Genomic DNA, 24,711 nt, shown 5'->3' with positions numbered 1-24,711 from the left:
TCATGCCTATTACATTGATCGCCGCGATGGATCGCAGCCGCACGATCGGCGTCGGCAATAAGATGCCTTGGCGGCTGCCTGCGGAGATGGCGTATTTTACGAAGATGACGACCGGGAAGACGGTTCTGATGGGGCGCAAAACGTACGAATCATTGAGGGGACCGTTGAAGAACCGAAGGAACGTCGTGCTGACCCGGCAGCCGGATTACATGCCGGAAGGGTGCGAGGCCGTTCATTCGGTAGAGGAAGCGCTTGGACTCGGCGAGACGGATGAACTCATGGTCATGGGCGGCGCGGAAATATACGCACTCTTTCTGCCCTATGCGGACACGATTCTGCTGACGGACGTCGAGACGGATATCGAAGGCGGCGACGCTTTTTTTCCGTCGTTCTCCACGGCGGAATGGGAGCTTGTCGATAGCGACAGACGGGAAAGCGACGAGAAGAACGCGTACGCGTTCACGTTCCGGACGTACAAGCGTCGCGCCTAAGGTCGAATTGGCGGCTCTTCGATAAATTGACGAACGATATGTCATATAGTGCAAATGATTGTGCGGATAATCCATTAACGGTTTCAAGACAGGAATGCTAGGATGTTATAAAATAGTAGAACCATAATCCGAACGTTTTTACCGCTTCGCCATAAGTTTGTTATTGAATAATTGATGGATTCCCGATATAGTTTGATAAGAGAATCGTTATGACGGTACACGGGAAATATGGATGGAGGAAATGCGATCATGTCTACACCTACTGGTTTTATGGAATATCAACGCGAACTGCCGGCCGATCGCGATCCGCTGGAGCGTATTAAAGATTGGAACGAATTTCATAAGCACTTTTCGGAAGAGCAGCTGCGGACGCAGGGCGCGCGCTGCATGGACTGCGGCACGCCTTACTGCCACACGGGCATGGAGCTTGCGGGCTCCGCGTCGGGCTGTCCGGTCAACAACCTCATTCCGGAATGGAATAACCTCGTTTACCGCGGCTTGTGGCGAGAAGCGCTCGAGCGTCTGCACAAGACGAACAATTTCCCGGAATTTACCGGCCGCGTATGTCCGGCTCCGTGCGAAGGCTCTTGTACGGTCGGGCTGATCGGGGATGCCGTTGCGATCAAGACGATTGAACAGGCCATCATCGACAAAGGCTTCGAAGAAGGCTGGGTCGTGCCGCAGCCGCCGAAAGTCCGTACCGGCAAACGAGTCGCCGTCGTCGGTTCCGGACCCGCCGGCCTCGCCGCGGCGGCGCAGCTGAACAAAGCGGGCCATACGGTTACGGTATACGAGCGCGCGGACCGCATCGGGGGCTTGCTCACTTACGGCATTCCGACGATGAAGCTGGAGAAGCATGTCGTACAGCGCCGCGTCGATCTGCTGGCGGCGGAAGGCGTCGAGTTCGTAACGAATACGGAAATCGGCAAGGACATTGCCGCAAGCGAGCTCGTCGACAACTTCGACGCCGTCGTCCTTTGCGGCGGGGCGACGCGCGCACGCGACGTGGGGATCGAAGGACGGAATCTGAACGGCGTTCATATGGCGATGGACTATTTGAACGGTACGATCAAGAGCTATCTGGATTCGAACCTCGCAGACGGCAACTACATTTCGGCCAAGGACAAGGACGTTATCGTCATCGGCGGCGGCGACACGGGTACGGACTGCGTGGCAACGGCGCTCCGCCACGGCTGCAAGTCGGTCACCCAGTTCGGCACGCATGCGAAAGCGCCGCTGGAGCGCGATATGGTGAACAATCCGTGGCCGCAATTCCCGAACGTTTATACGCTTGATTACGCGCAAGAGGAAGCGAAAGCGTTGTTCGGCGAAGATCCGCGCGCCTTCTCCGTCCTGACCAAAAAATTCGTCGGCGACGAGAACGGCAACCTGAAAGAGCTGCATACGGTACAAATCAAGCGTACGGTCGACGAGACCGGCCGCAAAGTTTACAGCGAAATTCCGGGCACGGAGAAAGTATGGCCGGCGGATCTCGTCTTCATCGCGGTAGGCTTCGAAGGTCCCGAGAAGACGATCATCGAGCAGCTTGGCCTTGAGCAGGACCGACGCACGAACGTGAAAGCGGCTTACGGCAAATACACGACGAATGTCGACAAAGTGTTCGCCGCCGGCGATATGCGCCGCGGTCAAAGCTTGGTCGTATGGGCCATCAACGAAGGCCGCGAGGCTGCCCGCGAGGTCGACAAATATTTGATGGGCTCCTCGATGCTGCCATAAGCACCGGAACGAGCGACATCGACGTAGCTGAGAAGCGCCTGCGGGCGCTTTTCTTGCTGAGGCCCACAAATTGGCTGGAGTATATCGACTTTAGAGGAGGAGAGCGCGATTGATTAAATATGGACTTGACCGCGTGACGGAGCTTCGGTTCGAGTCGTTTCGGCCCGTCATCGAGCGGAGAGACGATCAATGGATCGATATTGCGCTTCGCTTCGAGCTGGCGCCCGGATCGGAAGAACCGACGGATCTTATCGATTTCACCGCCCTGGTCATTTGCACGCTGGACGGCACGATCGTTCAAATGGTTCCCCAGGACGAGGAATGCGACTGCGAATATCAATTTACGGCAGGGGAGAAGGAACAAATCGCTTCCTATATAAATCAGTCTGCGATTCAATCGGCGATTCGGAATCTAAGCTCCCCGCAATAAGGAAAGTTGTGGTAAAATCGGTGTGAGATAACGCGTTTGTTTCGGCCGGCGGACGTTTACGCGTACACCTGAATCAACCGCAAGTACGCCCGGGATCGAAGTTGGCGGAAGGAGTCCGCTCGATTTCTCGATGAAGAACTATATAGAGAACGATTCGACGAGAGAATAAGGTACAGCATGCGATGAAGGGGCGATTATCTTTTGAAGACATTAGTCATTGCGGAAAAACCGGATATGGGAAGAAACATAGCAGCCGCAATCGATCCGAAAGCAAAAAATCACCGCTCCTACATTGAAGGAGAGCATTACATTATCACGTGGGCGATCGGGCATCTAATCGGGCTCGCGGAGCCCGACGCCTACGACGACCGCTACAAGAAATGGAATATTAACGATCTTCCTATCATACCCGATCGGTTCAAGCTCGTTCCGAACCGAAAAACGATCGATCAGCTAAAGGTGATTGGCGAGCTGGCCAAGCGGAGCAATCTGCTCGTCAATTCCTGCGACGCCGGGCGAGAGGGCCAATATATTTTCTCGCTCATCCAGCGGCATTTGAAGCTGAGTCAGCCGGTCAAGCGGCTCTGGATTTCCGATTTGACGCCGGAGACGATCCGCAAAGGCTTTGCCGAGCTGAAGGACGGATCGGATTACGACAATTTGACCAAAGCTGCCACGGCGCGCAGCGAAGCGGATTGGCTGATCGGCATGAACGGATCGCGCGCTTTTACGACCAAGCATAACGTGCTGCTCTCGGTCGGCCGGGTCCAGACCCCCGTGCTCGCGCTGATCTATGACCGGCAGAAGCAGATCGAAGCGTTCTCGTCGCTGAAGTTTTTCGAGCTGGAAGGGCATTTCAAGCAGGACGGGACGACTTATCGCGGGATGTGGCAGGGCGAGCGGATGACCGATAAGGCGAAGGCGGACGAGCTGGCGGCCAAAGTGAAGGGCAAGCCGGGCCGGATCGCTTCCTACGAAGCGAAGGAGACGAAGGAGTATCCCTTCAAGCTGTACGATTTGACCTTGCTGCAGCGCGACGCGAACGGCAAGTACGGCTTTTCCGCGAAAAAAACGCTCGACACGGCGCAGGCGCTGTACGAGAAGCATAAAGTGATCTCGTATCCGCGGACGAATTCAAACTATGTAACCGAGCAAAATATTCCGGAAATGCACAAGACGTTAAATGCGCTGCAGGGCACCGCCTATAACGAATGGGTTCAAGGAGCGAACCGCGGCCTCGTCCATAAAGGCAACAAGTTCATTTGCAATCCGGCGAAGGTCGAGGACCATCACGCGATCCTGCCTACCAACCGCAAGGCGGGCGGGCTAAGCGCTGACGAACAGAAGCTTTACGATCTGATCGTCAGACGATTTCTGTCGCAGTTCTATCCCGCTGCCGAGTACAAGGTGCATTCGGTCATGACGGAAGTGGAGAACGAAACGTTCAAAACGACGGTCAAGGAGCTGCTCAGTCTGGGCTGGAAGGTCATCTACGCCGATCAGAAGAAGGACAAAGCAAAGTCGAAGGGCAAGGAAACGGACGAGTCCGGCGAAGAAGAAATCGAAGTTAGCGAGCCGTTCTCCGTCAATCCGGGCGAAGGCGTCACGTGCTCGGATGCGGTCGTTAAGGAGAAGGATACGCAGCCGCCTAAGCATTATACGGAAGGGACGCTGCTGAAGGCGATGGAGAGCGCCGGCAAGCAGATCGAGGACGAGGAACTTCGCGAAGCGATGAAGGACTCGGGCCTCGGTACGCCCGCTACGCGGGCCGCGACGATCGAACGGCTCAAAAACGTCGGCTACGTGGACATGCAAGGGAAAAAAATCGTCGTCACCCAAAAGGGCCGAACGGCGATCGAATTGATCCGGGGAGCGGGCATCGACCTGCTCACCTCGCCGGAGATGACCGGATTATGGGAAAGACGGTTAAACGAAATATCGAGAGGGACCGCTTCCAACGCGCAGTTTATGGAGAACGTCAAAAAATTCGCGACGATGATCGTCGATAAAGTACGCGTGCAATCCCGCGCGGCCAAAACCTCGTTCGAAAGCGATCCGTCCTCGGCGCCGGCTAGCAAAGGGACAACCCGGAAAGCGGCCGTTTCCCGCAGCCGTGCGGCCAAGCCGAAGCCGGATGGAACGGCAGCACCGTCCGCAAGCAGTTCCGCTGTCATAGCGGCATGTCCGAGGATCGGATGCGGCGGCTCCATCTTCATGGGACGCAAAGGCTACGGCTGCTCGCACTACAAGGAAGGCTGCAAATTCGTCATATGGAAGGATAGCTTCGGGAGAAGCTTGACGAATACGCAGGTCAAAGCGCTCGTGGAAAAGGGGAAAACCGCGAAGCTGAAGCTTCGTCTTGAGGACGGCACGGAGACGGAAGGCAAGCTGGTCTTAAGAAATATAGACAACGGCGAGCTTGGAATCGAAACCTGATCGCATGCGAATAACAAATAGACCCGAACCGCTCTTGGCTGCAAGAGCGGTTCGGGTCTATTCGCGTTATCGGGAGCGTTACCGGTACACATACCGGCGGATCGTCTCGGGCACTTCCTTCAAATGGTCGAGCGTGAAGAAGGCGCCCTTCGGCTCGACGTCGATTTGAACGACATTGTATTGCCACTCGGTTTGGGCGCGCATGTGGATCGCGTGAATGCCAGCCGTTAACGCCGGCACAACGTCGGTACGGATGGAATTGCCGATCATCCAGGTACGGCCGCGATCGAAACTTCCGGCCGACAAAATGCCTTCCAGCGCGTCGTTATTTTTCAATCGGCGAATGTAGATCCGGGTGTCGAAATAGCGTTCCAATTTCAAGCGCTCGATCTTGCGGCGCTGGATCGGAAGCTCGCCGCCCGTGTACAAATGCAGCTCGTGACCGGCGTCCGCCAAAGCAAACAACGTCTGCTCCATGTTCGGATAAGGCTCCGTGTCATGCTCGTATACGCTAAGTCCGAGCTTCCAGAGGAAGCTTTCCTCGGACGGGGCACGCTTGCGCCCGGTTAAGTGGGAGAAGTAAGCGTACGTATCGACGAACGATTGCGGAAAGTGCTCGCTCTTGAAGCCGGACACGGCTACGCAGGCGATGTCGATTTCCATCTGCTTATCCCGTACCGCTTGCGGGGTGACGAGCGAGTGCCCGGCAAACCAGGTCGTCATGGAATCGATGAATTGATCGATCACCAGGTAGAAATATTTATTGCAGTGAATTAATGTATCGTCCAAGTCGAATAGGATCTGCTGCTTCATCATCGATGTCTCCTTTGCGGATGTTGAACCGTATGATCAATCTACCGCAATGGAAGGTCAGAGTCAACGTAACAAGCGCGGGAAATTCGAAATTTACATAGTTAACCAATTGTTGTCGCATAATGAGTAGGGAGGTGATGATCATGGCAGGGAACAGAATGGACAAAGCGGAGGACCATCGGATGCATACGAGCTTGCGCGAGCATACGGCGACGTTGAAAACCGAGAAATTCGCCAAACGGCCGCCAAGCTTAAACCGGATCAATAAGCAGCTTCCTTAATACGGAAGGCAATGAAAGGGGAAGGAGAGCTCCCTTCCCCCGAAAATGCGGCTAGGCGTATTTGAGTTGGGAGGCGATCAGCTTGTTCTTAATGAACGCGATCCGCTTGCGAACGTAGAAGTCTCTGCTCTTCCCTCTTAAATCCTTCGGGGAGATCACCTCCTCGGCAATATTGTCGACAATGACAAGCCGTCCGTCGGCGTAAAACTTAAACGTCAAATCGCGTTCGAAACGTCCTTCCTCTACAAAACGGAAATTTTCGCAAGTGTTTTTCATGGTGATCTAGCCTCCTTCAAAAGGTTTAATTGGTCCGATTACAGGAACATTTGTTCTTGTTCCCATTATACCAAACATTTGTTCGTATGGAAACTGTTTTTTGTTTAACGTAAACTAGATTCATAGAAACGATTGCTGCTAACAGAAGGAGCGCGGAAGATGATCAGAATCAAAGGGTTGACCAAACGTATTCCCGGCGGGCCGAAGGTGCTCGACGATATTAGCTTCGAAGCGTATCCGGGCGATTTTATCGCCATCAAGGGGGAGAGCGGAAGCGGGAAGTCGATGCTGCTTCGCTGCCTGGCTTTGCAGGAGAATTGGAGCTCGGGCACCTATCAATTCGACGGCAAGGACGTGTTCAAGGAAGGGCTGAAGGGCAAGATGAAGGTGAAGCGGGAAGTCGCCTACGTGGAAGAAAAGCCTTTCCTGTTCCCGAACAAAACCGGACTGAAAAACGTCATTATCGGCTCCGTCTCGCAGACGCCGGCCTGGCGCAGATGGACGGGCATGGTCCGGAACGACGATTATATGGGCGCCATGGATATGATCGAAAAACGCGGACTGATCGATAAAGCCCATCAGAAGGCAAGCACGCTGAGCGGCGGGGAGAAGCAGCGGATGGCCATCGCGAGGGCGCTCGTGCACGGCGCGAAAGTTATCGCGGCCGATGAACCGGTATCTGGCCTCGATCCTCATACGGCGGATCAGGTGCTGAGCGATTTGAAAGCGCTATGCCGCGAGCAAGGGGTTATCGTCATCGCGGTCATGCACCAAGGCGACTGGGCGGAGCGGTTCGCCGACCGGATTCTCGGCCTAAACGGCGGGAAGCTTGTTATCGACATTAGGGGCCGGCGGCTCACCGAGCGCGAGAAGGCGATGCTGTGAGCGGCGATTTCGAGCTTCGGCCCATCGCGGAGGACGAGCTGGACGCCGCGATCGCGCTGGAGAGGCGCTGCTACGCCCCGGAGGCGGCCGCGACGCCGGAAGGCTTCCGGCATCGCTTCCTCCGATTCGGGGATTTTTTCTGGTCGGCGTGGTCGGGCGGCGAGCTGGTCGGCATCGCGAACGGCATTCGGACCTCGCAGTCGTCCTGCGGCGACGAAATGAAGGGCGAGCAGGCGGACGATGCGCGCGGCGTCAACTTTTGCGTGCTGACGGTTGCCGTGAATCCCGAATACCGAAGGAGAGGCATCGGAACCTTGCTGCTGAGACGGCTGGTGCGGCAATGCGAAGCAAGCGGCATTCGCGGCATGATCCTCATGTGCGAGAAGCATCTCATTCCGTTCTATGAAGCGGAGCGGTTCGAACGGCATGGCGTATCCTCCTCGACGCACGGCGGCATCGAATGGCATGAAATGAGCAGGAGGCTGCATACAATGGAGCATCTTACTTAATGGGAAGGTGCCTTCAGCATGCCATTTCAATCGCCTGTCGTCGTTCAAACCGTCAAAACGGGTTTCCCGAAGGCCGAGTTGTATTTGCCGCATATCAGCCGCGGACCGAGCGACGCTTCCGATCGCCGGATCAATCAAAAAATTCATGAAGCCGTACAGCATCTCGTGAACAGCCAAGGCTCCCTGGACGATCCGAGGGCCGAAATGCTGGGCTACTTCGAACAGAAGACGAACGAGAAGGATTACTTGAGCCTGTCGTTATTTAATTACGCGTACACCGGCGGGGCGCACGGGCTGACGCTTCAGCATTCGCTGACGTTCAAGCAATCGACGGGTCAGGATTATTCGCTCAGGCAGCTGTTCAAGCCGGGCTCGGGATACGTTGCGCGAATCAACGCCATCGTCGGTGCGCAAATCAAAGCGAGGAAGATCGATACGCTGGAGCCGTTCCGAACGATCCGGCCGGATCAGGATTATTACGTGGCGGACCGATCGCTCGTCATTTATTTTCAGCTGTATGAGCTGACGCCCTACGTGTTCGGATTTGCTTATTTTCCGATTTCGGTATTCGAGCTGCAGGACATGATTAATGAAGAAGGTCCGCTCGGACCGATGATCGTTAACGATTAGCCGCTCTTGGCGCCGTACCGGCCGAATGGTCACGACCGCATACCCATAAGGAGACGACGCCATGATCGAATATGTTGTTTTCGCAGCGGCAGCCGCGCTGCTTGCCGTCTCCATCGTTGTATACCGGAAGCGCGGCAAGGAACGGCGGCGCATCCGGGAGACGGAGCCGAAGGCACGGTCCGCGAACCCGAATTCCGCAACCGTCGTACATGCTTTTTCGGCCCGTTCCTCGGGAGCGCCGGCCAAGGCGGATCATGCCGACGCCGCCGACTTGACCTTCGGCGTGCACGCCGGAATCCTGGTCGTGGACGACCAACCCGCGATCCGGATGCTGCTCAATGAGTTGTTCTCCGCGCTTGGCGCCGACGTCTATGCGGCCGAACGCGGGGGAACCGCGTTGCGCCTGATGAACGAGCACGCCATCGATTGCGTGCTGCTGGACCTGAAGCTGCCCGATATGGACGGCATCGAGGTGCTGCGGGAGATCAGAAGACGGCATCCGGACGTTCCGGTCATTCTCATGAGCGCGTATGTCGAGCCGTCCGAGATGGAGGAAGCGGTGCGGCTTGGCGTCAACCGCCTCATTTCAAAGCCGTTTGACGTCGAAGAGCTTAGAGAGGCCGTGCTGAAGCAGCTGGAGCGGCGTTTTGAAATTACGACTTGAACGAACCGCAAGACGGGTTCGCACCGGAGTGGTGCGGGCTTTTTTTATAAGTTTTGCACTTATAAATTAGCTTATCTTTCATCGCGAAACGAGTTTATGCCGCCAAAGACGGCACAGAACCGAGCTGCGCAAGATGCAGCTAGCGGTTCGTGCGTAGCGTCAGCCGTTTACGCTTGGCCGCCATCCGCGGGGTTTCGTCAATTGCATACATAAGCAGTCAACCGTTCTATTTTCGGAGCAAAGGGAAACTATGCAGGAGGATCGGGCGGGAAATAATACGGTCCAATATAGGAAATAGTCAAACTATTCCGAAAAAATTTCCCGGGGAAGCGCAATATGCTACACGAAAGAGACCAATTCGACAAAAGCGGGCCGAGAGAAGAGGGAACGTGTCGAATGCGGGCTCGTCGCCAAAATCGTTCATGTCATTAATTTTCTTTGCCATCTTCTCCCTCCCAAGATTATAATAGTCAAATAAAGAGAATGGGAAGGAGGCGGACAGGCCATGTCCGGAATAATGAAAACGGCGCGCATCGTATCGTTGAACGTCGGCATGCCGGCGGCGGTCGCGCACGGCTCCAAGGAAGTGTTGACGGGCATATTCAAGCATGCCTCGGCGGACGCGCACGCGCTTGCCTTTACGGGGCTTGCGGGAGACGGCCAGGGGGATACGGTCCATCACGGCGGTCCGGACAAAGCGGTATGCGTTTATTTCGAACGGCGCTACCCGTATTGGAAGGAGCAGTACCGCGTCCCGTTCGAATACGGATCATTCGGCGAAAACTTCACGTTGTCGGACTGGACGGAGGAGGACCTGTGCATCGGCGACGTCGTGGAAGCGGGCGAAGCGCTGCTGCAGGTCAGCCAACCTCGCCAGCCTTGCTTCAAGCTGGGGCTCAGGCACGGGCTTCCGGAGCTGCCCCAGCATGTTCAGCGGGAGGGCTACACGGGCTTTTATTTTCGCGTGCTTCGCGAAGGGGAAGTAAAGGCGGGAGAGACCCTGACGCTGCTCGAGAGGCATCCGGCGGGCAGGACGATCGCCGAAGCGAACCGCGTCATGTACAACGATAAGAACGACGTCAAGGGCCTCCGCGAATTGCTGGAGGTCAAGGAACTGGCCGCGAGCTGGCAAGAGCAGCTCGGAAGCCGGCTCGCGCGCCTGGAGCAGAGTTAGGGAGGCATGCAGTTATTGAAAGAAGGCATCGATTTCGATTCGTTTTTGAAGGCGTATGATTTCCAGGTTCCTTATGAAGTCGAGAATCGGGAAAGCGGCATGAACAACACGACGCGGATCATAAACGCGGGAAGCGAACGGTTCGTTCTGCGAATCTATAACAACCATCGCGACCCGGCGATCGTCCGCCTCGAGCATGAAGTGCTCGCCGCGCTGGACCGGCGCGATCCGCCCTTCCGCGTTCCCTCTCCGGTACGCGATAAAAAAGGGGAAACCGTCGGCATTGCGGGCGACGGGACGGTATCGGCCTTGTATCGCTACATCGAGGGGGAACGCCCGGATCCGGAGAAGCCGGCACATGTATTCGCGCTCGGCCGCACGGCGGCGCTTCTCACGTCCGCGATGAGCAGGATCGAGCCGGCCGGAGCGCCCTTATACAGTCCTTATTACGAGCTGGAGGACACTTACGCCGCGATGGACGAACGCGCATTCCTCGCGCTTCCAGAGAGCTTCGAGGCGCTTGCGCCGATTCGCGTCCGCTTCGCAATGCTGCAGAAGGAGAGGGAAGGATTGCGCGAGGCCCGCGAAGCGGCCGCGCGATTGCCGAAGCAATGGATACACGGGGATTTGGTTTTTAACAATACGGTTGCGCAAGGCGACGAGATCGTCGGCGTGCTCGATTTCGAATTCAGCACGAAGGACGCGAGGGCGATGGAGCTGGCCGTGATCGTCGCCGACCTTCTGAAGCCGGACGATCCGGGCTGCGGGGAGAAGATCGGGCTGCTGCTTGGCGGATACCGCGAATCGTTCCGGTTGTCCGAGGAGGAGCGTCGGCTGCTTCCCGCCCTCATGAAGCTAAGGCTGCTCGACGTCGCGCTTCACTTCGCCGTCCGCCTTCGTGACGGCTTGGATCGCGAAGACGTCCTGAGCGGCATTATCGAACAGACCGCATTCGGCTGCGGCTGGATCAATGAATACTGGGAGGATGAGTGGTTATGAGCTTGGCAGAGGCGCTCGGTTACGGGGAGAAGGATCGGTTGCTTATCGTAAACGCGGATGATTACGGCTTATGCCACTCGGTAAATGCGGGCATTCAGCAGCTTCTGCTCGAAGGCGCGGTGAGCTCGGCGACAATCATGATGCCATGCGGCTGGGCGAGGGAAGCGGCGCTATGGAGCGCGCAGAACCCGCAGGTCGACGTCGGGGTTCATTTTACGTTTACGAGCGAATGGGACAATTATCGCTGGGGACCTGTCCATCGACACGGCAGCACGGCGTCGCTCGTGGCGCCGGACGGCTATTTCCCGAACGGTTGCGCCGATTTCGAGCAGCAGGCCGATCCGGCGCAGGTAAGGGAGGAGCTGGTCGCGCAGATCGAAATGGCGCTCGCGGCCGGCATGAACCCGTCCCATGCCGACAATCATATGGGCAGTCTCTACGGGCTTGCGACGGGCCGCAATTTTCTTCCCGTCGTTCTGGATGTATGCGCTTCCTACGGGCTCCCGTTCCGACTGCCGCGCTATTTGCCTGACGAGGACGGCCAGGTGGCGCCGCCCGAGCTGAGCGAGAAGGCGAAGCAGCTTGCGCAGCTGGCGGATTCGATGGGCGTCGTCATCCTCGACTATTTGGTCGGCCTTCCATTCGGACTGCAGGACGGCGAGACCTACGATTCCTTTAAAGGCAGCATGAAGCAGCTGCTTGCGGGCCTGCGTCCCGGCGTAACGGAGCTGATCATCCATCCTTCGCTCGTTACGGAGGAGCTCCGCGCGTTTCACGGGCAGCCGCTCAAGCGGGGAATGGAGTTCGACCTGTTCCGGGACGACGAAATCAAACAAACGGTGAAGCAAGAGGGCATCCGCCTCATCCGGTGGAGCGAGCTGCAGAAGCTGCAGCGCGGCCGCGCCGGATATTCGAAATAAGCAAAGGAGCTGTTCGTTATGACATTTGAAGCCGTAACCCGGTTGGCGGAGCAGGTTAAGACCAATATCGGCCGCGTCATCGTCGGGAAGGAAGAAGTCGTCGAATTATTGTTGATCGGACTCATCACATCGGGTCACGTGCTGCTCGAGGACGTTCCCGGCACGGGCAAGACGCTGCTGGCCAAGTCGCTGTCGAGATCGCTCGACCTATCCTTCAAGCGGATTCAATTCACGCCGGATCTGCTCCCGTCGGATCTAAGCGGCATTCATTTCTATAACCAAAAAACGAGCGAGTTCGAATTTCGGGCTGGCCCGTTGTTCACGAATCTTTTGCTGGCCGACGAAATTAACCGGGCTACGCCGAGGACGCAATCGAGCCTGCTCGAATGCATGGAGGAGCGCCAAATCAGCATCGACGGGGAGACGAAGCGGCTGGAACGCCCGTTAATGGTCATCGCGACGCAGAACCCGGTCGAGCACCAAGGCACGTTCCCGCTGCCCGAGGCGCAGCTGGACCGGTTTCTGTTCAAAATCAAGATGGGCTACCCTTCGACCGAAGAGGGGCTGAAGCTGCTGAAGAGGTTCAAAAGCGACGACCCGCTGGCCGCGCTCGAGCCGGTCGCGGACATCGGCGCGATCGTAAACGCCCAGCTTGCTTACAAGGACGTCAAAGTGACGGACGACGTCCTGCTCTACATGCTGCAGATCGTCGAAGCGACAAGAAACCGCGACGAAGTGTCCGTCGGCGTCAGCCCGAGGGGAAGCCAGGCGCTGCTTCGCGCCGCGCAGGTGCACGCGATTTTGCGCGGACGCGATTTCGTTACGCCGGACGACGTGAAGGCGATGGCGAAGCCGGCGCTCGCGCACCGTCTTGCGATCCGCGGCATGCAGCGGACGGCCGGCAACGCGGAAGCGGTCGTCGACGATATTATCCGGCAAATCCCGGTGCCGACGGAAGCCGGCCTAACGGTTCGATAGGCGGCGCGCGATGATTTTGTTCTGGTTCATCGTTGCCGCCCTGGCGATCCTGTTCGTACAGAGCCGGATCTTTAGACGGTTCGTGCTTCGGCGCATTGCGTATCGGCGGCATTTTCAAACGAAGGCGTGCTTTCGCGGCGAACAGATCGAATTGATCGAGCAGATTTCGAACGCGAAATGGCTGCCCGTGCCATGGCTGCGGGTGGAGTCGCAGCTGTCGACGCATCTGCACTTTCAGAAGCTGGAAAATTTCGCGGTAAGCAGCGGTCAGCTCTATCAGAACCACAAAAGCTTCTTCAGCTTGGCGCCATATACCAAAATTACGCGAAAGCACCGCATTACGGCGGCGAGGCGGGGCTGGTACCAGCTGCAAACCGTGACCCTTACCGGCGGCGACCTGCTTGGCATAACGAACGATTCCGCGCAAATTCCGCTTAGCGGGCAGCTGTTCGTCTATCCGAAGCCGGCGCAGGTGCCCGTTCACGAGCTGCCTTATCATAGCTGGCAGGGCGACCAGTCCGTCCGGCGCTGGATCGTCTCCGATCCGTTCGTCATTGCGGGCGTACGGGATTATCAGCCCGGCGACACGTTCAGGCAGATCAACTGGAAATCGACGGCCAAGACGGGACACCTGCAGGTCCACAAACCGGATTATACGGCGGATCGCCGCTTGATGATTTACTTGAACGTGGACGATGCGGAAGGGATGTGGCGCACGGTCAGCGACGAGGAACTCATCGAACGCGGCATCGAATGGGCGGCCGGTGCGGCGGAAGCGGTGATCGGACAAGGGATGGACGCCGGGTTCGCGGCCAACATGCCGATCCGCGGCTCCAGGGAGAGCGTATGCATCGAGCCGCGCGGCGGCCACGAGCACCTTATGGAGCTGTTCGAATGGATGGCCAAGCTTCAAATCGAGCGGACCGAGCTGTTCCATCATCTGCTCGAGCGGGAGGCGTTAAGCGGTTACAGCGAACGGGATGTCCTGATCATTACCTCCTACTGGAACGACGCGCTCGAGCTTCAGGCGGAACGTCTTCGCTACAACGGCAACGCGGTTGCCGTATGGATGCTAACGGACAAGCTGACGGGAACGAATGCGGATGACGCCGTTGCCGGCAATGGCAGGGATGGGGTGAGCGCATGAAGAAAGACGCGAAGGTTCCGTTGTCGCTGTCGTCGCCAGCGACAGGCGTCGTTGAAATCTTTTTCTACTTGCCCGTGCTGCTTGCGGCGACGATCTATTTTCTTCCGGCCGGGGCCGTATGGACATGGATCGCGGCTTTGCCGCTCGCGTATTGGCTGGCGGCCGCGATCGTCGAAGCAAAGCCCGGCATGCGCCGAATCGCGCGCTTTCTGCTCGCGGTCGCCATCGGCGCCGTTCACGCCGCGTTATTCATCTCGGTCGCAGCGGGCGAGCTCCCGGTCATCGCAACGCCTATATGCGGCATATTGGGAGCGATCGCGGCTGCGCGGGGCATGTCGCTGAAACTGCGGGGCTGGGTCGCTTCGTTCTCGAATGCGCATATGCTGGTCGGCATCGTCGCTTACGTCGCAGCTCAGCCGCTCAAGCTGTTCGCGTTCAAGCGGCTTGCCGACTATAACGGCGTGCTGCTGTTCTGCGGCATCGCCGCCGTCATCCTGTTTTTCTTCATCGCGAACGAGCGGCATTTGAACAACGAGACGGTCGATACCGCGAAGTCGCCGGCGACGGCCGCTTTCAAGCGGCAAAACCGGCTGCTCATGATCATTGTCGTAGCGGCTATTACGATTCTCGCGCTTTTCCGTCAAATCCAGCAGGCGATCGAAGACTTCTTCCGATCGATGGTGCAGAAGCTGATGGCCTGGCTGAACAAGCCGGGCGGGCAGGAGACGATCGAGCAGCCGCCCGTCAATCAGGCTCCGCCGGACTTGACGGGAGGCGAGGCGCCGAAGCCGCCTCCGGAATGGATGGTCGTGCTCGAGCAGATTTTGAAAATAGCCGGCATCGTCGTCGTCGTCATCCTGGTCGCCGTTGGATTGTTCTTCCTGTTCCGTAAGCTGTATCAATGGATAAAGCGGCTCGCTGCCAAGCTAATGGAGCGTGATAACGCGCTGCGCAAGGGCGACGCCGGCTACACGGACGAGATCGAAAACTTAATGTCGTTAACGAACTGGCGCGAGCAGCTCGGCGACCGGCTTCAGAAGCTCATCCCGAAGCGGAAACGCGGCGAAAGCTGGGACGATATGAAGTCGAACGCGGAACGGATTCGGTTTTTGTACGCGCATCTCGTCCGTTCGGACGCGACGAAGGGCCGCAGGCACGAGCCTTCCCTGACGCCGCGGGAGACGGCGAATCGGATGGAGGCGCGGGAGCGGCGACCAAGCGAATTGAACCGTTTTATCGAGGCGTACGAGCAGGTTCGATACGGCGAGAAAAGCGTGGGGGACGATCGGGTATCCGACTTCAAGCGGCAGCTGTACAAGGATGAAAATTGATTGCGAGTATAGGCGAACGCGGCGGCCGAATTCGGCCGCCGTTCTGTTCGCAACGGGCTTTACCGGCTTGACCGGATATGCTCCGCGATTTTGCGTCCGTGAAAGCGGCCCGATTCGATAAAGATTTCGTTGGCCTCGTGGCGGGAAGCGACGACGCCGGCCAAATAAATGCCGGGCACGTTCGTCTCCATCGTATCCTCCCGAAAGGTCGGATAGCCTTCGTCCTCCATCGTTACGCCGGAGCGCGTCAAGAAGCTTCTGTCGGGGTGGAAGCCGGTAAGGGCGAGGACGAAATCGTTCGGAATCCGATACTCGCCTTCCGGTCCGTTAATGGCGATTTCCCGCTGTTCGATTGCCGTCACCGACGAGGAGAAGAGCATGCGAATCGCACCTTTATTGACTTTGCTTTCGAACCCCGGCCTGACCCATGGCTTAATGCTTCGGGAATAGCTCTCGCCGCGGTAGACGACCGTGACCTTGGCGCCGACGCGCTCCAGCTCGAGGGCCGCGTCGATCGCCGAGTTGCTTCCCCCGATTATCGCAACTTCCGTGCCCACGTAGGGATGCGATTCGCGGAAAAAGTGGCTGACCTTCTCCGATTGCTCGCCCGGAATGCCGAGCTCGTTTGGATGGTCGAAATAACCGGTCGCGATGACAACGTAGCGGCAATAATAAACGACGCTCAGGCCGAACCGGTCTTCGCCAGTCAGCAGGAAGCCGTCCGTTTCCCGCCGAATCGCGTTAATGGCCGTATAGGGCCGGATCCGCAGGTCGCGGCGCTGCGCGGCAACCCGGTAGTAATTCAAGGCTTCAAGCCTGGAAGGCTTGTCGCTTGCCGTCGTGAACGGGATGCCTCCGATCTCGAGCAGTTCGGGCGAGCTGAAAAACTGCATGTATGTCGGATATTGCGATATGGAATGAACGATATTTCTTTTTTCGATAACGAGCGGATTAAGGCCGATTTCCTTCAGCTCGATCGCCGCGGCCAGGCCGCAGGGCCCGGCCCCTATGACGATCGCTTCTTCGTGTTGCATCCGATATTCCTCCCGATCCGTGTTTCGGTATAATTTGACGCGCCGCTAACGATTGCCTAACGAACATTTTACTGCGCGGCGCGGCGATTGCGCAAATTTGGATTTTTGACTCTCTTGAACAGGCTATGTAATATTGTATAATAATGTGGAAATGTTTTATAGAAAAGCTAGAATAGCATTGGGAGGAGATCGCATGCGGCGGCGTTTTGTAATTGAAGCGGTATTGGTGGCAACGTATGGGCATCTTCTCGTACCTAGCCGTCCCGTCGATTATGTCGTGCCTTATTCCTCGATCGCGGAGCTTTACGAGATGAGAGACGGCTCCGAGCCCGTGATGGACGATCCCGAGGATGACGGACACGTGAAGAGCAAAATAAACGAGCTGATCACTTTTTTCGAAGATCCGCTCAACCGCAAAAAAATCGAAAAGGCCATGCAGGTGCCGTGGCGGGAAAGCTCTCCGCTGCTGCTGAGCGACCGGATTCAGTTCACGGTCGTTCATGCCGTCGATAACGCGCACTACGGCGAGACGTTCGATCCGATCGAAACGGAGCTGTTGCTGACCGGCATGAAGCTGAACGCCCCGCTGCTGTCCGATCAGTTCGAATTTCAGGATCGGCTGATCGAAGCGGAGGTGCCGGTGCAGATATACGATATCGAAGATTTTGAATTCGCGGTGGAAGAGGGTATATCGGCAAGCGACCTTGCGCCGTTCAACGAGACGGACAGGTTCTCGTAATTTTTCGGGGAAAGCCTCTTGCGCGAAGAACGGACCCGGTGTTAAGATTTGGATGGGTTAGAAAAGCAATTTATTCGGAACGGAAAAAAGGGGGGCTTACGGATGTTGAACAATCAGATTGGAATGAATGTCGGCGGCGCTTTGTCCAACATGAATTTCTACCGATTGCGTTCGACATGCCGAACGGCCTGCCTTCGTGTTTGGACAGCCGCGCAGCGGCTTGATTAGCTGCCGCCGTCCATTCCTGCGAGGATCCCGAGCCTTCTGCGGCTCGGGGTCCTTTTTTTATGACCCGAGGAGAGAGGAGCGATTGGATGAAAACGCTATTTCGATTAATGATTTACGTCAGGCCCAGCGCCAAATGGGTCGCTCTCGCCGTTTCCGTCATGATTATGGGTACGCTTATCGATCTGATCGCCCCTTGGCTGCTGCGCGAAATTTTCGATGAAGGCATCGCGAAGCGGGACATGGCCGTCGTATTGTGGCTGACGCTCGCGCTTGCGGGCGTTCAAGCGGTGAAGAGCGCGGGCATGTTCGCGCAGGGCTATTCGCAGGAGCTGGTCGGCCAGAACGTCGTGTTCCGGCTGCGAAAGGAGCTGTACGCCCACCTACAGCGGCTCTCCTTCAGCTATTACGACCGGGCGCAAACCGGGCAGCTGATGTCCCGGATGACCGGCGATATCGAAGCGGTCAAAAACTTCGTCGGCTTCGGCGCGATGAACCTGTTCGCCGGCATGCTGACGTTTTTGGGCACGATTATTTTCATGATGTCGATGCAGTGGAAGGTAACGGTCATCAGCCTCGTTACGATACCGTTCATCTTGTTCGTGCTGTGGCGCTTCAACGACAAAGTCGGTCCTGCCTGGTCCAACATCCGGGAGCAAATGGGACGGCTGACGACGACGCTGCAAGAAAATATATCCGGCATCCGGGTCGTCAAATCGTTCGCGACGGAGAAGACGGAGCAGCAAAAGTTCGCGGAGCGGAACGAGCAGAATTTCGAGACGAACATGGAGCGCGCGAAGCTTGAAGCAAAGGCTTTCCCGCTAATGGGTTTTTACGGAGGGCTGACTTTCGTGCTCATGATTTGGATCGGCGCCATCTTCGTCGTGAGGGGCGAAATGTCGCTCGGCACGTTCATGGCTTTCCAATGGTATACCTGGGGAATTATTTGGCCGCTTAACATGCTCGGCTGGCAGATCAATATTATGCAGCAGGCGATCAAGGCCGCCCCGCGCGTATTCGAGGTGCTCGATACGCCGGTGGACGTCGTTTCCCCAAGCGTCGGCGTGCCGACAACCGGCATGAAGGGGGACGTCGTGTTCGAGAACGTCAGGTTTTATTTCGCCGACCAGGACCCGGCGAGCGATCAGCCGGTATTGCACGACATCTCCTTCCGGGTGAAGCAGGGCGAAGTGGTCGGGGTGCTCGGCTCGACGGGCTCCGGCAAAAGCAGCCTGATCGGTCTGCTATCCCGGTTCTACGACGTATCCGGGGGGCGCGTCGCCATCGACGGCGTCGACGTCCGCGAATACGAGCTCGACGGGCTCCGGAGAAGCATCGGCATCGTGCCGCAGGAGACGTTCCTGTTCTCGGCCTCGATCCGCGACAACATCGCGTACGGTTTTCCCGAGGCGACGCGGGAGCAGATCGAATTCGCGGCCCGCAAAGCGCAAATCCATGCGTTCATCGAAGGGCTGCCGGACGGCTACGACACGCGGATCGGCGAGCGGGGCGTCGGCCTCTCCGGCGGTCAGCGCCAGCGCGTCGCGTTAGCGAGGGCCATCTTGATGGACCCGCCGATTCACGTCCTGGACGAAGCGACGGCAAGCGTGGATACGGCGACGGAATCGGCGATCCATGTGGCGCTGCTCGAGGTCATGAAGGGGAGGACGACGTTCATCATCGCGCAGAGGCTGTCCTCGATCCAGCACGCCGATCGGATCATCGTGCTCGAGGGCGGAAGGCTGACCGAGCAGGGCACGCATAAGGAATTAAACGAAGCGAACGGCTTTTTCCGCCAATTGTTCGACCGGCAGAAGCAAATCGCGCATTCATAGTGAGGGAGGGAAAGCCATGAGTCAAGCGGAGTGGGATACGGACGACGAAATCGAAGAGAAGCCGTTTAACGTCAAGTACATGAAGCGGATGATGCGGTATTTGGTGCCGTACCGCCGATTGATGACTGCGGTCGTCGTCATCGTCCTGTTCAACATGCTGCTCAGCTTAGCCGAGCCGATCATGCTCGCTTATATTATCGACGAGGGCATTATTAAGGGCAATTTTGCCGTCATTCATATTTTGGGCTCGGTCTTGCTGGGCATCCGCCTCATCAGCTGGCTGTTCAGCTTCATGCATACGCGATGGATCAATTTTACCGGACAGCGCATTTTGTTCGACTTGCGCCAGCAGCTGTTCAACCATCTTCAGTCGCTGTCGTTCCGCTTCTTCGACGGACGGCCGGCGGGCAAAATTATGTCGCGAATCACGAACGACACGAACGCGATCGGCGAGCTTATTAACGGCGGCTTGATTACAATGGTGATGGAGACGACGCATTTGCTCGGCATCGTCGTTATTTTGTTCTGGATGGATTGGCAGCTGGCGCTCTTGTCGTTCACCATGCTTCCGCTGCTTTATTGGATCATTGCGAAGCTGAGGCCGAAGATCGAAGGCTCCTGGTCGCGCTCGCGCGCCACGATGTCGGCGATTAACGGCAATTTGAACGAGACGATCCAAGGCATTCGCGTCATTCAGGCATTCTCTCGCGGGCGGATAAACAACGAGAAATTCAACGGCATTAATACGAGGAATAAAGAAGCGTTCATGAAAGCCGTAACGCTCGAATCGACGGTGTATCCGTTAGTCGAAATGATCGGCATGATCGGCACGTGCATCGTCGTATGGTATGGTGCGGTACGCGTCATGGAGGAAGCCCTTACGCTCGGTTTCATTATGGCCTTCATCAATTACTTATGGCGGTTCTGGGGACCGCTGAGCGCATTGTCCAAAGTATATAGCCAGCTGCTGTCGGCAATGGCCTCGGCGGAGCGGATATTCGAAATATTGGACACCGAGCCCGAAGTGACGAACAGCAGCAAAGCGCGCGAGCTGCCGACTATTCGCGGAGAAGTCGTCTTCGACAACGTCTCGTTCCGCTACGAGCCGAATAAGCCGGATGTGCTGCATAACGTGTCCTTCCGCGTGCAGCCGGGGCAGCGGGTCGCGCTCGTCGGACCGACCGGCGCCGGCAAGAGCACGATCGTCAATCTGCTTATGCGCTTCTATGACGCGACCGGCGGGACCGTCCGGATCGACGGCATGGACGTGAAGGAGGCTACGCTGGAGTCGCTGCGCAAGCAGATGGGCATCGTCCTGCAGGATTCGTTCATCTTCGCGGGAACGGTGGAGGATAACCTGCGCTACGGCAACGAAGGGGCAACCGACGAACAGCTAGTCAAAGCCGGAGAAAGCGTCAGGCTCGACCGCGTCGTCGCGCAGCTGTCGCACGGCTACCGGACGGAGGTCGAGGAGCGCGGCTCGAAGCTGTCGGTCGGACAGCGGCAGCTGCTGGCGTTCGGCCGCGTGCTTCTGTCCGATCCGCGCATTCTCATCCTGGACGAAGCAACCTCGAGCGTCGACACGGAGACGGAGCAGCATATTCAAGAAGCGCTTCAGACGCTGCTCGCCGGCCGCACGGCCTTTATTATCGCGCACCGGCTGTCGACGATCAAAGACGCGGATTTGATCCTTGTCGTGGAGAACGGCCGAATTGCCGAGCAAGGCTCGCACGAGCAGCTTATGGAGAAAGGCGGCATTTACGCGAATCTCGTGCTGACGCAGCTGTCGATGCAGGAATCGGTCATCCTGCAAACCTCGACTTAGCGGGCGCATATCGAAATAGAAAGAGGACGAAGCGGTCGGCGCCGGTTATGCGCTGCCCGCCTCGTCCTCTTTTTTGGTACGGTCGATCGCTTCGGCCATCGTCTTGTCGGTCAAATGCGCGTAAATTTGCGTCGTCTCCGGCGAAGCGTGTCCAAGCTGCTCCTGCGTCTTGTAAATGTCGTTGCGCAAATAGTAATCGGTGGCGAACGAGTGCCTCAGCTTATGAACGGACAAGTAGGGCTTGCCGAAGCGCTTCGCGTATTTGATGACCATCTCCTGGATGGCGCGCTTGGTCATGCGCGAGCCTTCGCTTTTACCGTTCGCAATGGCTAGGAACAACGCCTTCTCGCGCTTGGACGCTTTGTAGCGGACGTCGCGAAGGGCCAAATAAGTCTGCAGGTCGGCAACCGCTTCCTGCCGGAAATAGACGGGCGTCTTGAACGTATCGTCGTTCTTGCCTTTCCGGTAGACGTAGCAAAGCTTCTTCTTCAGGTCGATATCGTCGACGTTTAAATTGACGAGCTCCGATACCCGGAGACCCGAATGCAGAATGAAGCCGATCATGCACGCGTCACGGACCATATTGAGCTCATAGGCGTATAGCGCTTGCTTATTCGATGCGATATCGGCGCCGTAATCCCGCTTTACGTAAGCCATGAACTCGAATATCTCTTCCTCTTGAAGCAGCTTTCCTTCCAGCTTGGCCGCCGTGTCCTTCGGCTTGTGCGTCCGCTTGATCGCGACCTTCGCCATGACGTTGCGCTTCAGCAGCGGATAGAAGTTTTCGTCCTCGGCGATTTGGCTGAGATAATGGAAGAGAGAGCGGAGAGAGGAGAGCTTGCGCGATATCGTCGTCTTGCTGTTCCGCTCTTCCTTATGCGTCGAAAGGAACATCCGAAAGGCGTCGATGCTGTCCATATGCAGCCTCTCGAGCTCCAGCAGCGTCACGTCCTTCATATCGCGGGCTTCCGACAAGCCTTCGGCCATCAGCCAGCGCAGAAACGTCTCGTAATCCCGCATATATTCGACGAGCGACGAGGGCGAGAGATCGGGCAGCTTATAGTTGATGAATTTCTCGATATACCAAGGCATGCCCGGCAGCTTCTTATCCAGCTCCAGCCGATCCTTTTGCTTTAAAATATTGATGACGGCTCACTCCCATTTAGTTAATGATGTTAATAATAAACCGACTTAATTGAATTCGAAGGAAACATAATAATCGTTATGTAAACAAAATGGGTCGATCTAGCTATTTCCATTGTAGCAAGCGGCAGGTTAAGGGACAACGGCATATGCGGCAAAAAAGTCGATTCCGACTCGGGGATTGACCGCTAAACGCGGGAACTTGGCGGTCCTTCGATCGCGCAAAATCCTATTGAAAAGCAAATTAGTAAATCTATGTAATTTCCCGATTCCGGTTACTTTTGTTAAGCAGCTATGCTAAACTCGGAAAAAGCCAGTCGACGGGTTCCAAACTTATTCTCATTTGCGAATGATTCGTGCACGCGCAAAAGAAAAGGGAGGTTCATTCCATACATGAACAAGAGATTCATTCAATATAGCATGACCGCCTTGCTCGCCGTTTTGCTGGCGCTGGCAGGCGTGCCGGCGCAGCAGGCGGAAGCGGCTCCGCCCGCGACGCTGGGGAAGGGAAGCGCCGGCGCCGACGTGCCGGACTTGCAGTATCGGCTTAAGACGCTCGGTTACTTTACCGAGGACTTGACGAGCTACTTCGGCAACGAGACGCTGGAGTCGCTCCAAAAATTCCAGAAGGATTACGGCCTCGTCGCCGACGGCGTTGCCGGAGAGAAGACGTGGGCCAAGCTGAAAAAGGTATCCGTCAACCAGAAGGAGCTTGACCTGCTCGCCCGCATCATTTACGCGGAAGCCCGCGGCGAGTCATACAAGGGGCAAGTCGCGGTAGGCGCGGTCGTCATGAACCGGCTCGCTTCCTCCAGCTTCCCGGACACGATCAGAGGCGTGATCGAGCAGCCCCGCGCGTTCACGGCCGTCGACGACGGGCAATATTACTTGAAGCCGGATTCGACGGCATACAAAGCGGCGCTCGAAGCCGTCCGAGGCTACGACCCGACGAGCGGTGCGCTCTATTACTTCAACCCCGACACGGCGACATCCGACTGGATCTGGTCGCGCAAGCAGACGTCCAAAATCGGAAAGCATATTTTTGCCGTCTAATATCGAAAATAAAAACGGTCTTCACGCTGTCGATCAATCGGCGCGTGAACGATCGTTTTTTGTTTTTTTAAACTCGTAACCATTCGTGTTACAATAGAACGGAGAAAACGATCATTCCGCACATAAAGCGGCAGGGGAGGAAATTGGCATGAAAGTGGAAATTTGGTCGGATTACGTATGTCCGTTCTGCTATATCGGCAAAAAGAAGTTCGAGGCGGCGCTGGAGAAGTTCGCGCACAAGGACAAGATCGAGACGACATTCCGCAGCTTCGAGCTGGATCCGGGCGCGGATTCGAATTCGAACGTCAGCACGTTCAGCATGCTCGCCTCCAAATACGGCATGAGCATCGAACAGGCGAAGGCATCGACCGTGAGCGTCGCCCAGCAAGCCGCGGCGGTCGGCCTTGCGTTCCGCTTCGAAGGGACGGTCGAGACGAATACGTTCGACGCGCATCGCATGGTGCATTTCGCCGCCGGTCACGGCAAGGACAAGGAGCTGTCGGAACGGCTATTCAAGGCGCATTTCACGGACGGGATCAATATCGGGCAAAGAGAGCGTCTGATCGAGCTGTGCGCGGAGGTCGGCCTCCCGGCGGACGAAGCCGCCGCGGCGCTTCAATCCGGCCTTCATGCGGACGTCGTGCGCGAGGAGGAGGAAGAAGGGAGCCGGCTCGGCATCCGCGGCGTTCCGTTCTATGTCATCGACCGCAAATATGCGGTATCGGGCGCGCAATCGCCGGAGGTGTTCCTGGATGCGCTAAATAAAGCATGGGAAGAAAAGTATCCGACGCTCGTGCAAGTCGAAGCAGGCAACCCGGACGCCATGTGCGCGGACGGCGTCTGCGCGCCGAAGCGGGAGCCGCAAAGCTGAATGTTCGATTCATCGGGAGGCGGGAAGGCCGGCAGCTGCCGAATCGAGCGTACCGGCGAGGTCGTTCGGATCGATACGGATTCGGCCGTCGTGTCATTCGGAGGCAAAACCGTCTCGATCCCGGCTGCCAAGCTGGATAAAGGCATCCGGCTTGGCGACCGGGTCGTTTGGACGGGCAGCGTCTGGAGGCGAAGCGAGCCTCTGGTGCCATTGGACGATGCCGAAACGGATTTGTCTGAAACGGAATGACGAATTATAATAGATACGGCTTAATCAATTTTGATT

At 57.0% G+C, this 24,711-nt stretch carries 25 protein-coding genes; 21 read left to right on the top strand and 4 right to left on the bottom strand.

Annotation, left to right across the window (positions count from 1 at the left end; all coding sequences use genetic code 11):
• Positions 1 to 2 precede the first annotated feature (2 nt).
• The 4 genes from IDH41_RS14435 to IDH41_RS14420 all read left to right on the top strand — a co-directional run bounded on the left by IDH41_RS14435 (position 3) and on the right by IDH41_RS14420 (position 5,094).
• Positions 3 to 491 carry a dihydrofolate reductase gene (locus IDH41_RS14435; RefSeq protein ID WP_190862182.1) on the top strand — a complete coding sequence of 163 codons (489 nt, stop codon included), beginning with the start codon at positions 3 to 5 and terminating at the stop codon, positions 489 to 491.
• A gap of 249 nt (positions 492 to 740) precedes the next feature.
• The gene (locus tag IDH41_RS14430; protein ID WP_190862180.1) at positions 741 to 2,228 is read left to right on the top strand and encodes a glutamate synthase subunit beta; all 1,488 of its coding nucleotides are present in this window, start codon (positions 741 to 743) and stop codon (positions 2,226 to 2,228) included.
• 109 nt (positions 2,229 to 2,337) lie between these two features.
• Positions 2,338 to 2,658: a hypothetical protein gene (locus IDH41_RS14425; protein ID WP_190862178.1), complete on the top strand. Its 321-nt coding sequence runs from the start codon at positions 2,338 to 2,340 to the stop codon at positions 2,656 to 2,658.
• Positions 2,659 to 2,859: 201 nt separating this feature from the next.
• The gene (locus IDH41_RS14420) at positions 2,860 to 5,094 is read left to right on the top strand and encodes a type IA DNA topoisomerase (protein WP_190862176.1); all 2,235 of its coding nucleotides are present in this window, start codon (positions 2,860 to 2,862) and stop codon (positions 5,092 to 5,094) included.
• A gap of 78 nt (positions 5,095 to 5,172) precedes the next feature.
• Here IDH41_RS14420 and IDH41_RS14415 read toward each other — a convergent pair whose 3' ends face one another.
• Complete coding sequence (locus IDH41_RS14415) at positions 5,173 to 5,907, bottom strand: HAD family hydrolase (RefSeq protein WP_190862174.1); 735 nt, start codon at positions 5,905 to 5,907, stop codon at positions 5,173 to 5,175.
• A 143-nt stretch (positions 5,908 to 6,050) separates the two neighbouring features.
• Between IDH41_RS14415 and IDH41_RS14410 the strand changes: the two genes are divergently transcribed.
• Positions 6,051 to 6,188 carry a hypothetical protein gene (locus tag IDH41_RS14410; RefSeq protein WP_190862172.1) on the top strand — a complete coding sequence of 46 codons (138 nt, stop codon included), beginning with the start codon at positions 6,051 to 6,053 and terminating at the stop codon, positions 6,186 to 6,188.
• Positions 6,189 to 6,239: 51 nt separating this feature from the next.
• Here IDH41_RS14410 and IDH41_RS14405 read toward each other — a convergent pair whose 3' ends face one another.
• Positions 6,240 to 6,464: a hypothetical protein gene (locus IDH41_RS14405; protein ID WP_190862171.1), complete on the bottom strand. Its 225-nt coding sequence runs from the start codon at positions 6,462 to 6,464 to the stop codon at positions 6,240 to 6,242.
• Positions 6,465 to 6,623: 159 nt separating this feature from the next.
• Between IDH41_RS14405 and IDH41_RS14400 the strand changes: the two genes are divergently transcribed.
• From IDH41_RS14400 to IDH41_RS14355, 10 genes are all read left to right on the top strand, one after another.
• A complete protein-coding gene (locus IDH41_RS14400) occupies positions 6,624 to 7,349 on the top strand; it encodes a phosphonate ABC transporter ATP-binding protein (RefSeq protein ID WP_190862169.1) in 726 nt (241 codons plus the stop codon).
• Positions 7,346 to 7,858: a GNAT family N-acetyltransferase gene (locus tag IDH41_RS14395; protein ID WP_190862167.1), complete on the top strand. Its 513-nt coding sequence runs from the start codon at positions 7,346 to 7,348 to the stop codon at positions 7,856 to 7,858. Before IDH41_RS14400 ends, IDH41_RS14395 begins: the two co-directional genes overlap by 4 nt.
• An 18-nt stretch (positions 7,859 to 7,876) precedes the next feature.
• On the top strand, positions 7,877 to 8,488 hold the full coding sequence (locus IDH41_RS14390; protein ID WP_190862165.1) for a DUF3298 and DUF4163 domain-containing protein: 612 nt from the start codon (positions 7,877 to 7,879) through the stop codon (positions 8,486 to 8,488).
• Positions 8,489 to 8,549: 61 nt separating this feature from the next.
• Complete coding sequence (locus IDH41_RS14385; protein ID WP_190862163.1) at positions 8,550 to 9,152, top strand: response regulator; 603 nt, start codon at positions 8,550 to 8,552, stop codon at positions 9,150 to 9,152.
• 505 nt (positions 9,153 to 9,657) lie between these two features.
• Positions 9,658 to 10,326 carry an MOSC domain-containing protein gene (locus tag IDH41_RS14380; protein WP_190862161.1) on the top strand — a complete coding sequence of 223 codons (669 nt, stop codon included), beginning with the start codon at positions 9,658 to 9,660 and terminating at the stop codon, positions 10,324 to 10,326.
• Positions 10,327 to 10,332: 6 nt separating this feature from the next.
• Entirely contained in the window at positions 10,333 to 11,325 is a 993-nt protein-coding gene (locus IDH41_RS14375; protein ID WP_190862159.1) for a phosphotransferase, read from the top strand.
• Complete coding sequence (locus IDH41_RS14370) at positions 11,322 to 12,245, top strand: polysaccharide deacetylase family protein (RefSeq protein ID WP_190862157.1); 924 nt, start codon at positions 11,322 to 11,324, stop codon at positions 12,243 to 12,245. The genes IDH41_RS14375 and IDH41_RS14370 overlap by 4 nt, the downstream gene beginning before the upstream one ends.
• Positions 12,246 to 12,263: 18 nt before the next feature.
• The gene (locus tag IDH41_RS14365; RefSeq protein WP_190862155.1) at positions 12,264 to 13,223 is read left to right on the top strand and encodes an AAA family ATPase; all 960 of its coding nucleotides are present in this window, start codon (positions 12,264 to 12,266) and stop codon (positions 13,221 to 13,223) included.
• Between the two features lie 10 nt (positions 13,224 to 13,233).
• A complete protein-coding gene (locus IDH41_RS14360; RefSeq protein ID WP_190862153.1) occupies positions 13,234 to 14,370 on the top strand; it encodes a DUF58 domain-containing protein in 1,137 nt (378 codons plus the stop codon).
• Positions 14,367 to 15,701 carry a DUF4129 domain-containing protein gene (locus IDH41_RS14355; RefSeq protein ID WP_190862152.1) on the top strand — a complete coding sequence of 445 codons (1,335 nt, stop codon included), beginning with the start codon at positions 14,367 to 14,369 and terminating at the stop codon, positions 15,699 to 15,701. Before IDH41_RS14360 ends, IDH41_RS14355 begins: the two co-directional genes overlap by 4 nt.
• A 59-nt stretch (positions 15,702 to 15,760) precedes the next feature.
• Here IDH41_RS14355 and IDH41_RS14350 read toward each other — a convergent pair whose 3' ends face one another.
• Positions 15,761 to 16,735: a YpdA family putative bacillithiol disulfide reductase gene (locus IDH41_RS14350; protein ID WP_190862151.1), complete on the bottom strand. Its 975-nt coding sequence runs from the start codon at positions 16,733 to 16,735 to the stop codon at positions 15,761 to 15,763.
• 193 nt (positions 16,736 to 16,928) lie between these two features.
• Between IDH41_RS14350 and IDH41_RS14345 the strand changes: the two genes are divergently transcribed.
• The 3 genes from IDH41_RS14345 (at position 16,929) to IDH41_RS14335 (ending at position 21,359) form a co-directional block, all read left to right on the top strand.
• The gene (locus IDH41_RS14345; protein ID WP_190862150.1) at positions 16,929 to 17,474 is read left to right on the top strand and encodes an ADP-heptose synthase; all 546 of its coding nucleotides are present in this window, start codon (positions 16,929 to 16,931) and stop codon (positions 17,472 to 17,474) included.
• A gap of 314 nt (positions 17,475 to 17,788) precedes the next feature.
• Positions 17,789 to 19,534 (top strand): ABC transporter ATP-binding protein, encoded by a 1,746-nt coding sequence (locus IDH41_RS14340; RefSeq protein WP_190862149.1) that lies wholly within the window; start codon positions 17,789 to 17,791, stop codon positions 19,532 to 19,534.
• Positions 19,535 to 19,550: 16 nt separating this feature from the next.
• Positions 19,551 to 21,359 carry an ABC transporter ATP-binding protein gene (locus IDH41_RS14335; protein WP_190862148.1) on the top strand — a complete coding sequence of 603 codons (1,809 nt, stop codon included), beginning with the start codon at positions 19,551 to 19,553 and terminating at the stop codon, positions 21,357 to 21,359.
• A gap of 45 nt (positions 21,360 to 21,404) precedes the next feature.
• Here the strand turns inward: IDH41_RS14335 and xerS are convergent, their stop codons facing one another.
• Positions 21,405 to 22,505 (bottom strand): tyrosine recombinase XerS, encoded by a 1,101-nt coding sequence (xerS, locus tag IDH41_RS14330; RefSeq protein WP_190862368.1) that lies wholly within the window; start codon positions 22,503 to 22,505, stop codon positions 21,405 to 21,407.
• Between the two features lie 390 nt (positions 22,506 to 22,895).
• Here xerS and sleB point away from each other — a divergent pair, with 390 nt between their 5' ends.
• From sleB to IDH41_RS14315, 3 genes are all read left to right on the top strand, one after another.
• Positions 22,896 to 23,555 carry a spore cortex-lytic enzyme gene (gene sleB / locus IDH41_RS14325; protein WP_190862147.1) on the top strand — a complete coding sequence of 220 codons (660 nt, stop codon included), beginning with the start codon at positions 22,896 to 22,898 and terminating at the stop codon, positions 23,553 to 23,555.
• A gap of 148 nt (positions 23,556 to 23,703) precedes the next feature.
• Positions 23,704 to 24,426 (top strand): DsbA family oxidoreductase, encoded by a 723-nt coding sequence (locus IDH41_RS14320; RefSeq protein ID WP_190862146.1) that lies wholly within the window; start codon positions 23,704 to 23,706, stop codon positions 24,424 to 24,426.
• On the top strand, positions 24,427 to 24,675 hold the full coding sequence (locus tag IDH41_RS14315) for a hypothetical protein (protein ID WP_190862144.1): 249 nt from the start codon (positions 24,427 to 24,429) through the stop codon (positions 24,673 to 24,675).
• Positions 24,676 to 24,711: the final 36 nt, after the last annotated feature.

This window comes from Paenibacillus arenilitoris (assembly GCF_014705655.1).
Classification (GTDB): Bacteria; Bacillota; Bacilli; order Paenibacillales; family Paenibacillaceae; genus Pristimantibacillus; species Pristimantibacillus arenilitoris.
This window is presented reverse-complemented; position numbering and strand designations above follow the sequence as displayed.

Excerpts from the sequence above, each read along its gene's own strand:
- IDH41_RS14435 (WP_190862182.1), top strand. The coding sequence starts at position 3 with ATGCCTATTACATTGATCGCCGCGATGGATCGCAGCCGCACGATCGGC.
- IDH41_RS14430 (WP_190862180.1), top strand. The coding sequence starts at position 741 with ATGTCTACACCTACTGGTTTTATGGAATATCAACGCGAACTGCCGGCC.
- IDH41_RS14415 (WP_190862174.1), bottom strand. The coding sequence starts at position 5,907 with ATGAAGCAGCAGATCCTATTCGACTTGGACGATACATTAATTCACTGC.
- IDH41_RS14410 (WP_190862172.1), top strand. The coding sequence starts at position 6,051 with ATGGCAGGGAACAGAATGGACAAAGCGGAGGACCATCGGATGCATACG.
- IDH41_RS14405 (WP_190862171.1), bottom strand. The coding sequence starts at position 6,464 with ATGAAAAACACTTGCGAAAATTTCCGTTTTGTAGAGGAAGGACGTTTC.
- IDH41_RS14400 (WP_190862169.1), top strand. The coding sequence starts at position 6,624 with ATGATCAGAATCAAAGGGTTGACCAAACGTATTCCCGGCGGGCCGAAG.
- IDH41_RS14390 (WP_190862165.1), top strand. The coding sequence starts at position 7,877 with ATGCCATTTCAATCGCCTGTCGTCGTTCAAACCGTCAAAACGGGTTTC.
- IDH41_RS14385 (WP_190862163.1), top strand. The coding sequence starts at position 8,550 with ATGATCGAATATGTTGTTTTCGCAGCGGCAGCCGCGCTGCTTGCCGTC.
- IDH41_RS14380 (WP_190862161.1), top strand. The coding sequence starts at position 9,658 with ATGTCCGGAATAATGAAAACGGCGCGCATCGTATCGTTGAACGTCGGC.
- IDH41_RS14375 (WP_190862159.1), top strand. The coding sequence starts at position 10,333 with ATGCAGTTATTGAAAGAAGGCATCGATTTCGATTCGTTTTTGAAGGCG.
- IDH41_RS14370 (WP_190862157.1), top strand. The coding sequence starts at position 11,322 with ATGAGCTTGGCAGAGGCGCTCGGTTACGGGGAGAAGGATCGGTTGCTT.
- IDH41_RS14365 (WP_190862155.1), top strand. The coding sequence starts at position 12,264 with ATGACATTTGAAGCCGTAACCCGGTTGGCGGAGCAGGTTAAGACCAAT.
- IDH41_RS14360 (WP_190862153.1), top strand. The coding sequence starts at position 13,234 with ATGATTTTGTTCTGGTTCATCGTTGCCGCCCTGGCGATCCTGTTCGTA.
- IDH41_RS14355 (WP_190862152.1), top strand. The coding sequence starts at position 14,367 with ATGAAGAAAGACGCGAAGGTTCCGTTGTCGCTGTCGTCGCCAGCGACA.
- IDH41_RS14350 (WP_190862151.1), bottom strand. The coding sequence starts at position 16,735 with ATGCAACACGAAGAAGCGATCGTCATAGGGGCCGGGCCCTGCGGCCTG.
- IDH41_RS14345 (WP_190862150.1), top strand. The coding sequence starts at position 16,929 with ATGCGGCGGCGTTTTGTAATTGAAGCGGTATTGGTGGCAACGTATGGG.
- IDH41_RS14340 (WP_190862149.1), top strand. The coding sequence starts at position 17,789 with ATGAAAACGCTATTTCGATTAATGATTTACGTCAGGCCCAGCGCCAAA.
- IDH41_RS14335 (WP_190862148.1), top strand. The coding sequence starts at position 19,551 with ATGAGTCAAGCGGAGTGGGATACGGACGACGAAATCGAAGAGAAGCCG.
- sleB (WP_190862147.1), top strand. The coding sequence starts at position 22,896 with ATGAACAAGAGATTCATTCAATATAGCATGACCGCCTTGCTCGCCGTT.
- IDH41_RS14320 (WP_190862146.1), top strand. The coding sequence starts at position 23,704 with ATGAAAGTGGAAATTTGGTCGGATTACGTATGTCCGTTCTGCTATATC.
- IDH41_RS14315 (WP_190862144.1), top strand. The coding sequence starts at position 24,427 with ATGTTCGATTCATCGGGAGGCGGGAAGGCCGGCAGCTGCCGAATCGAG.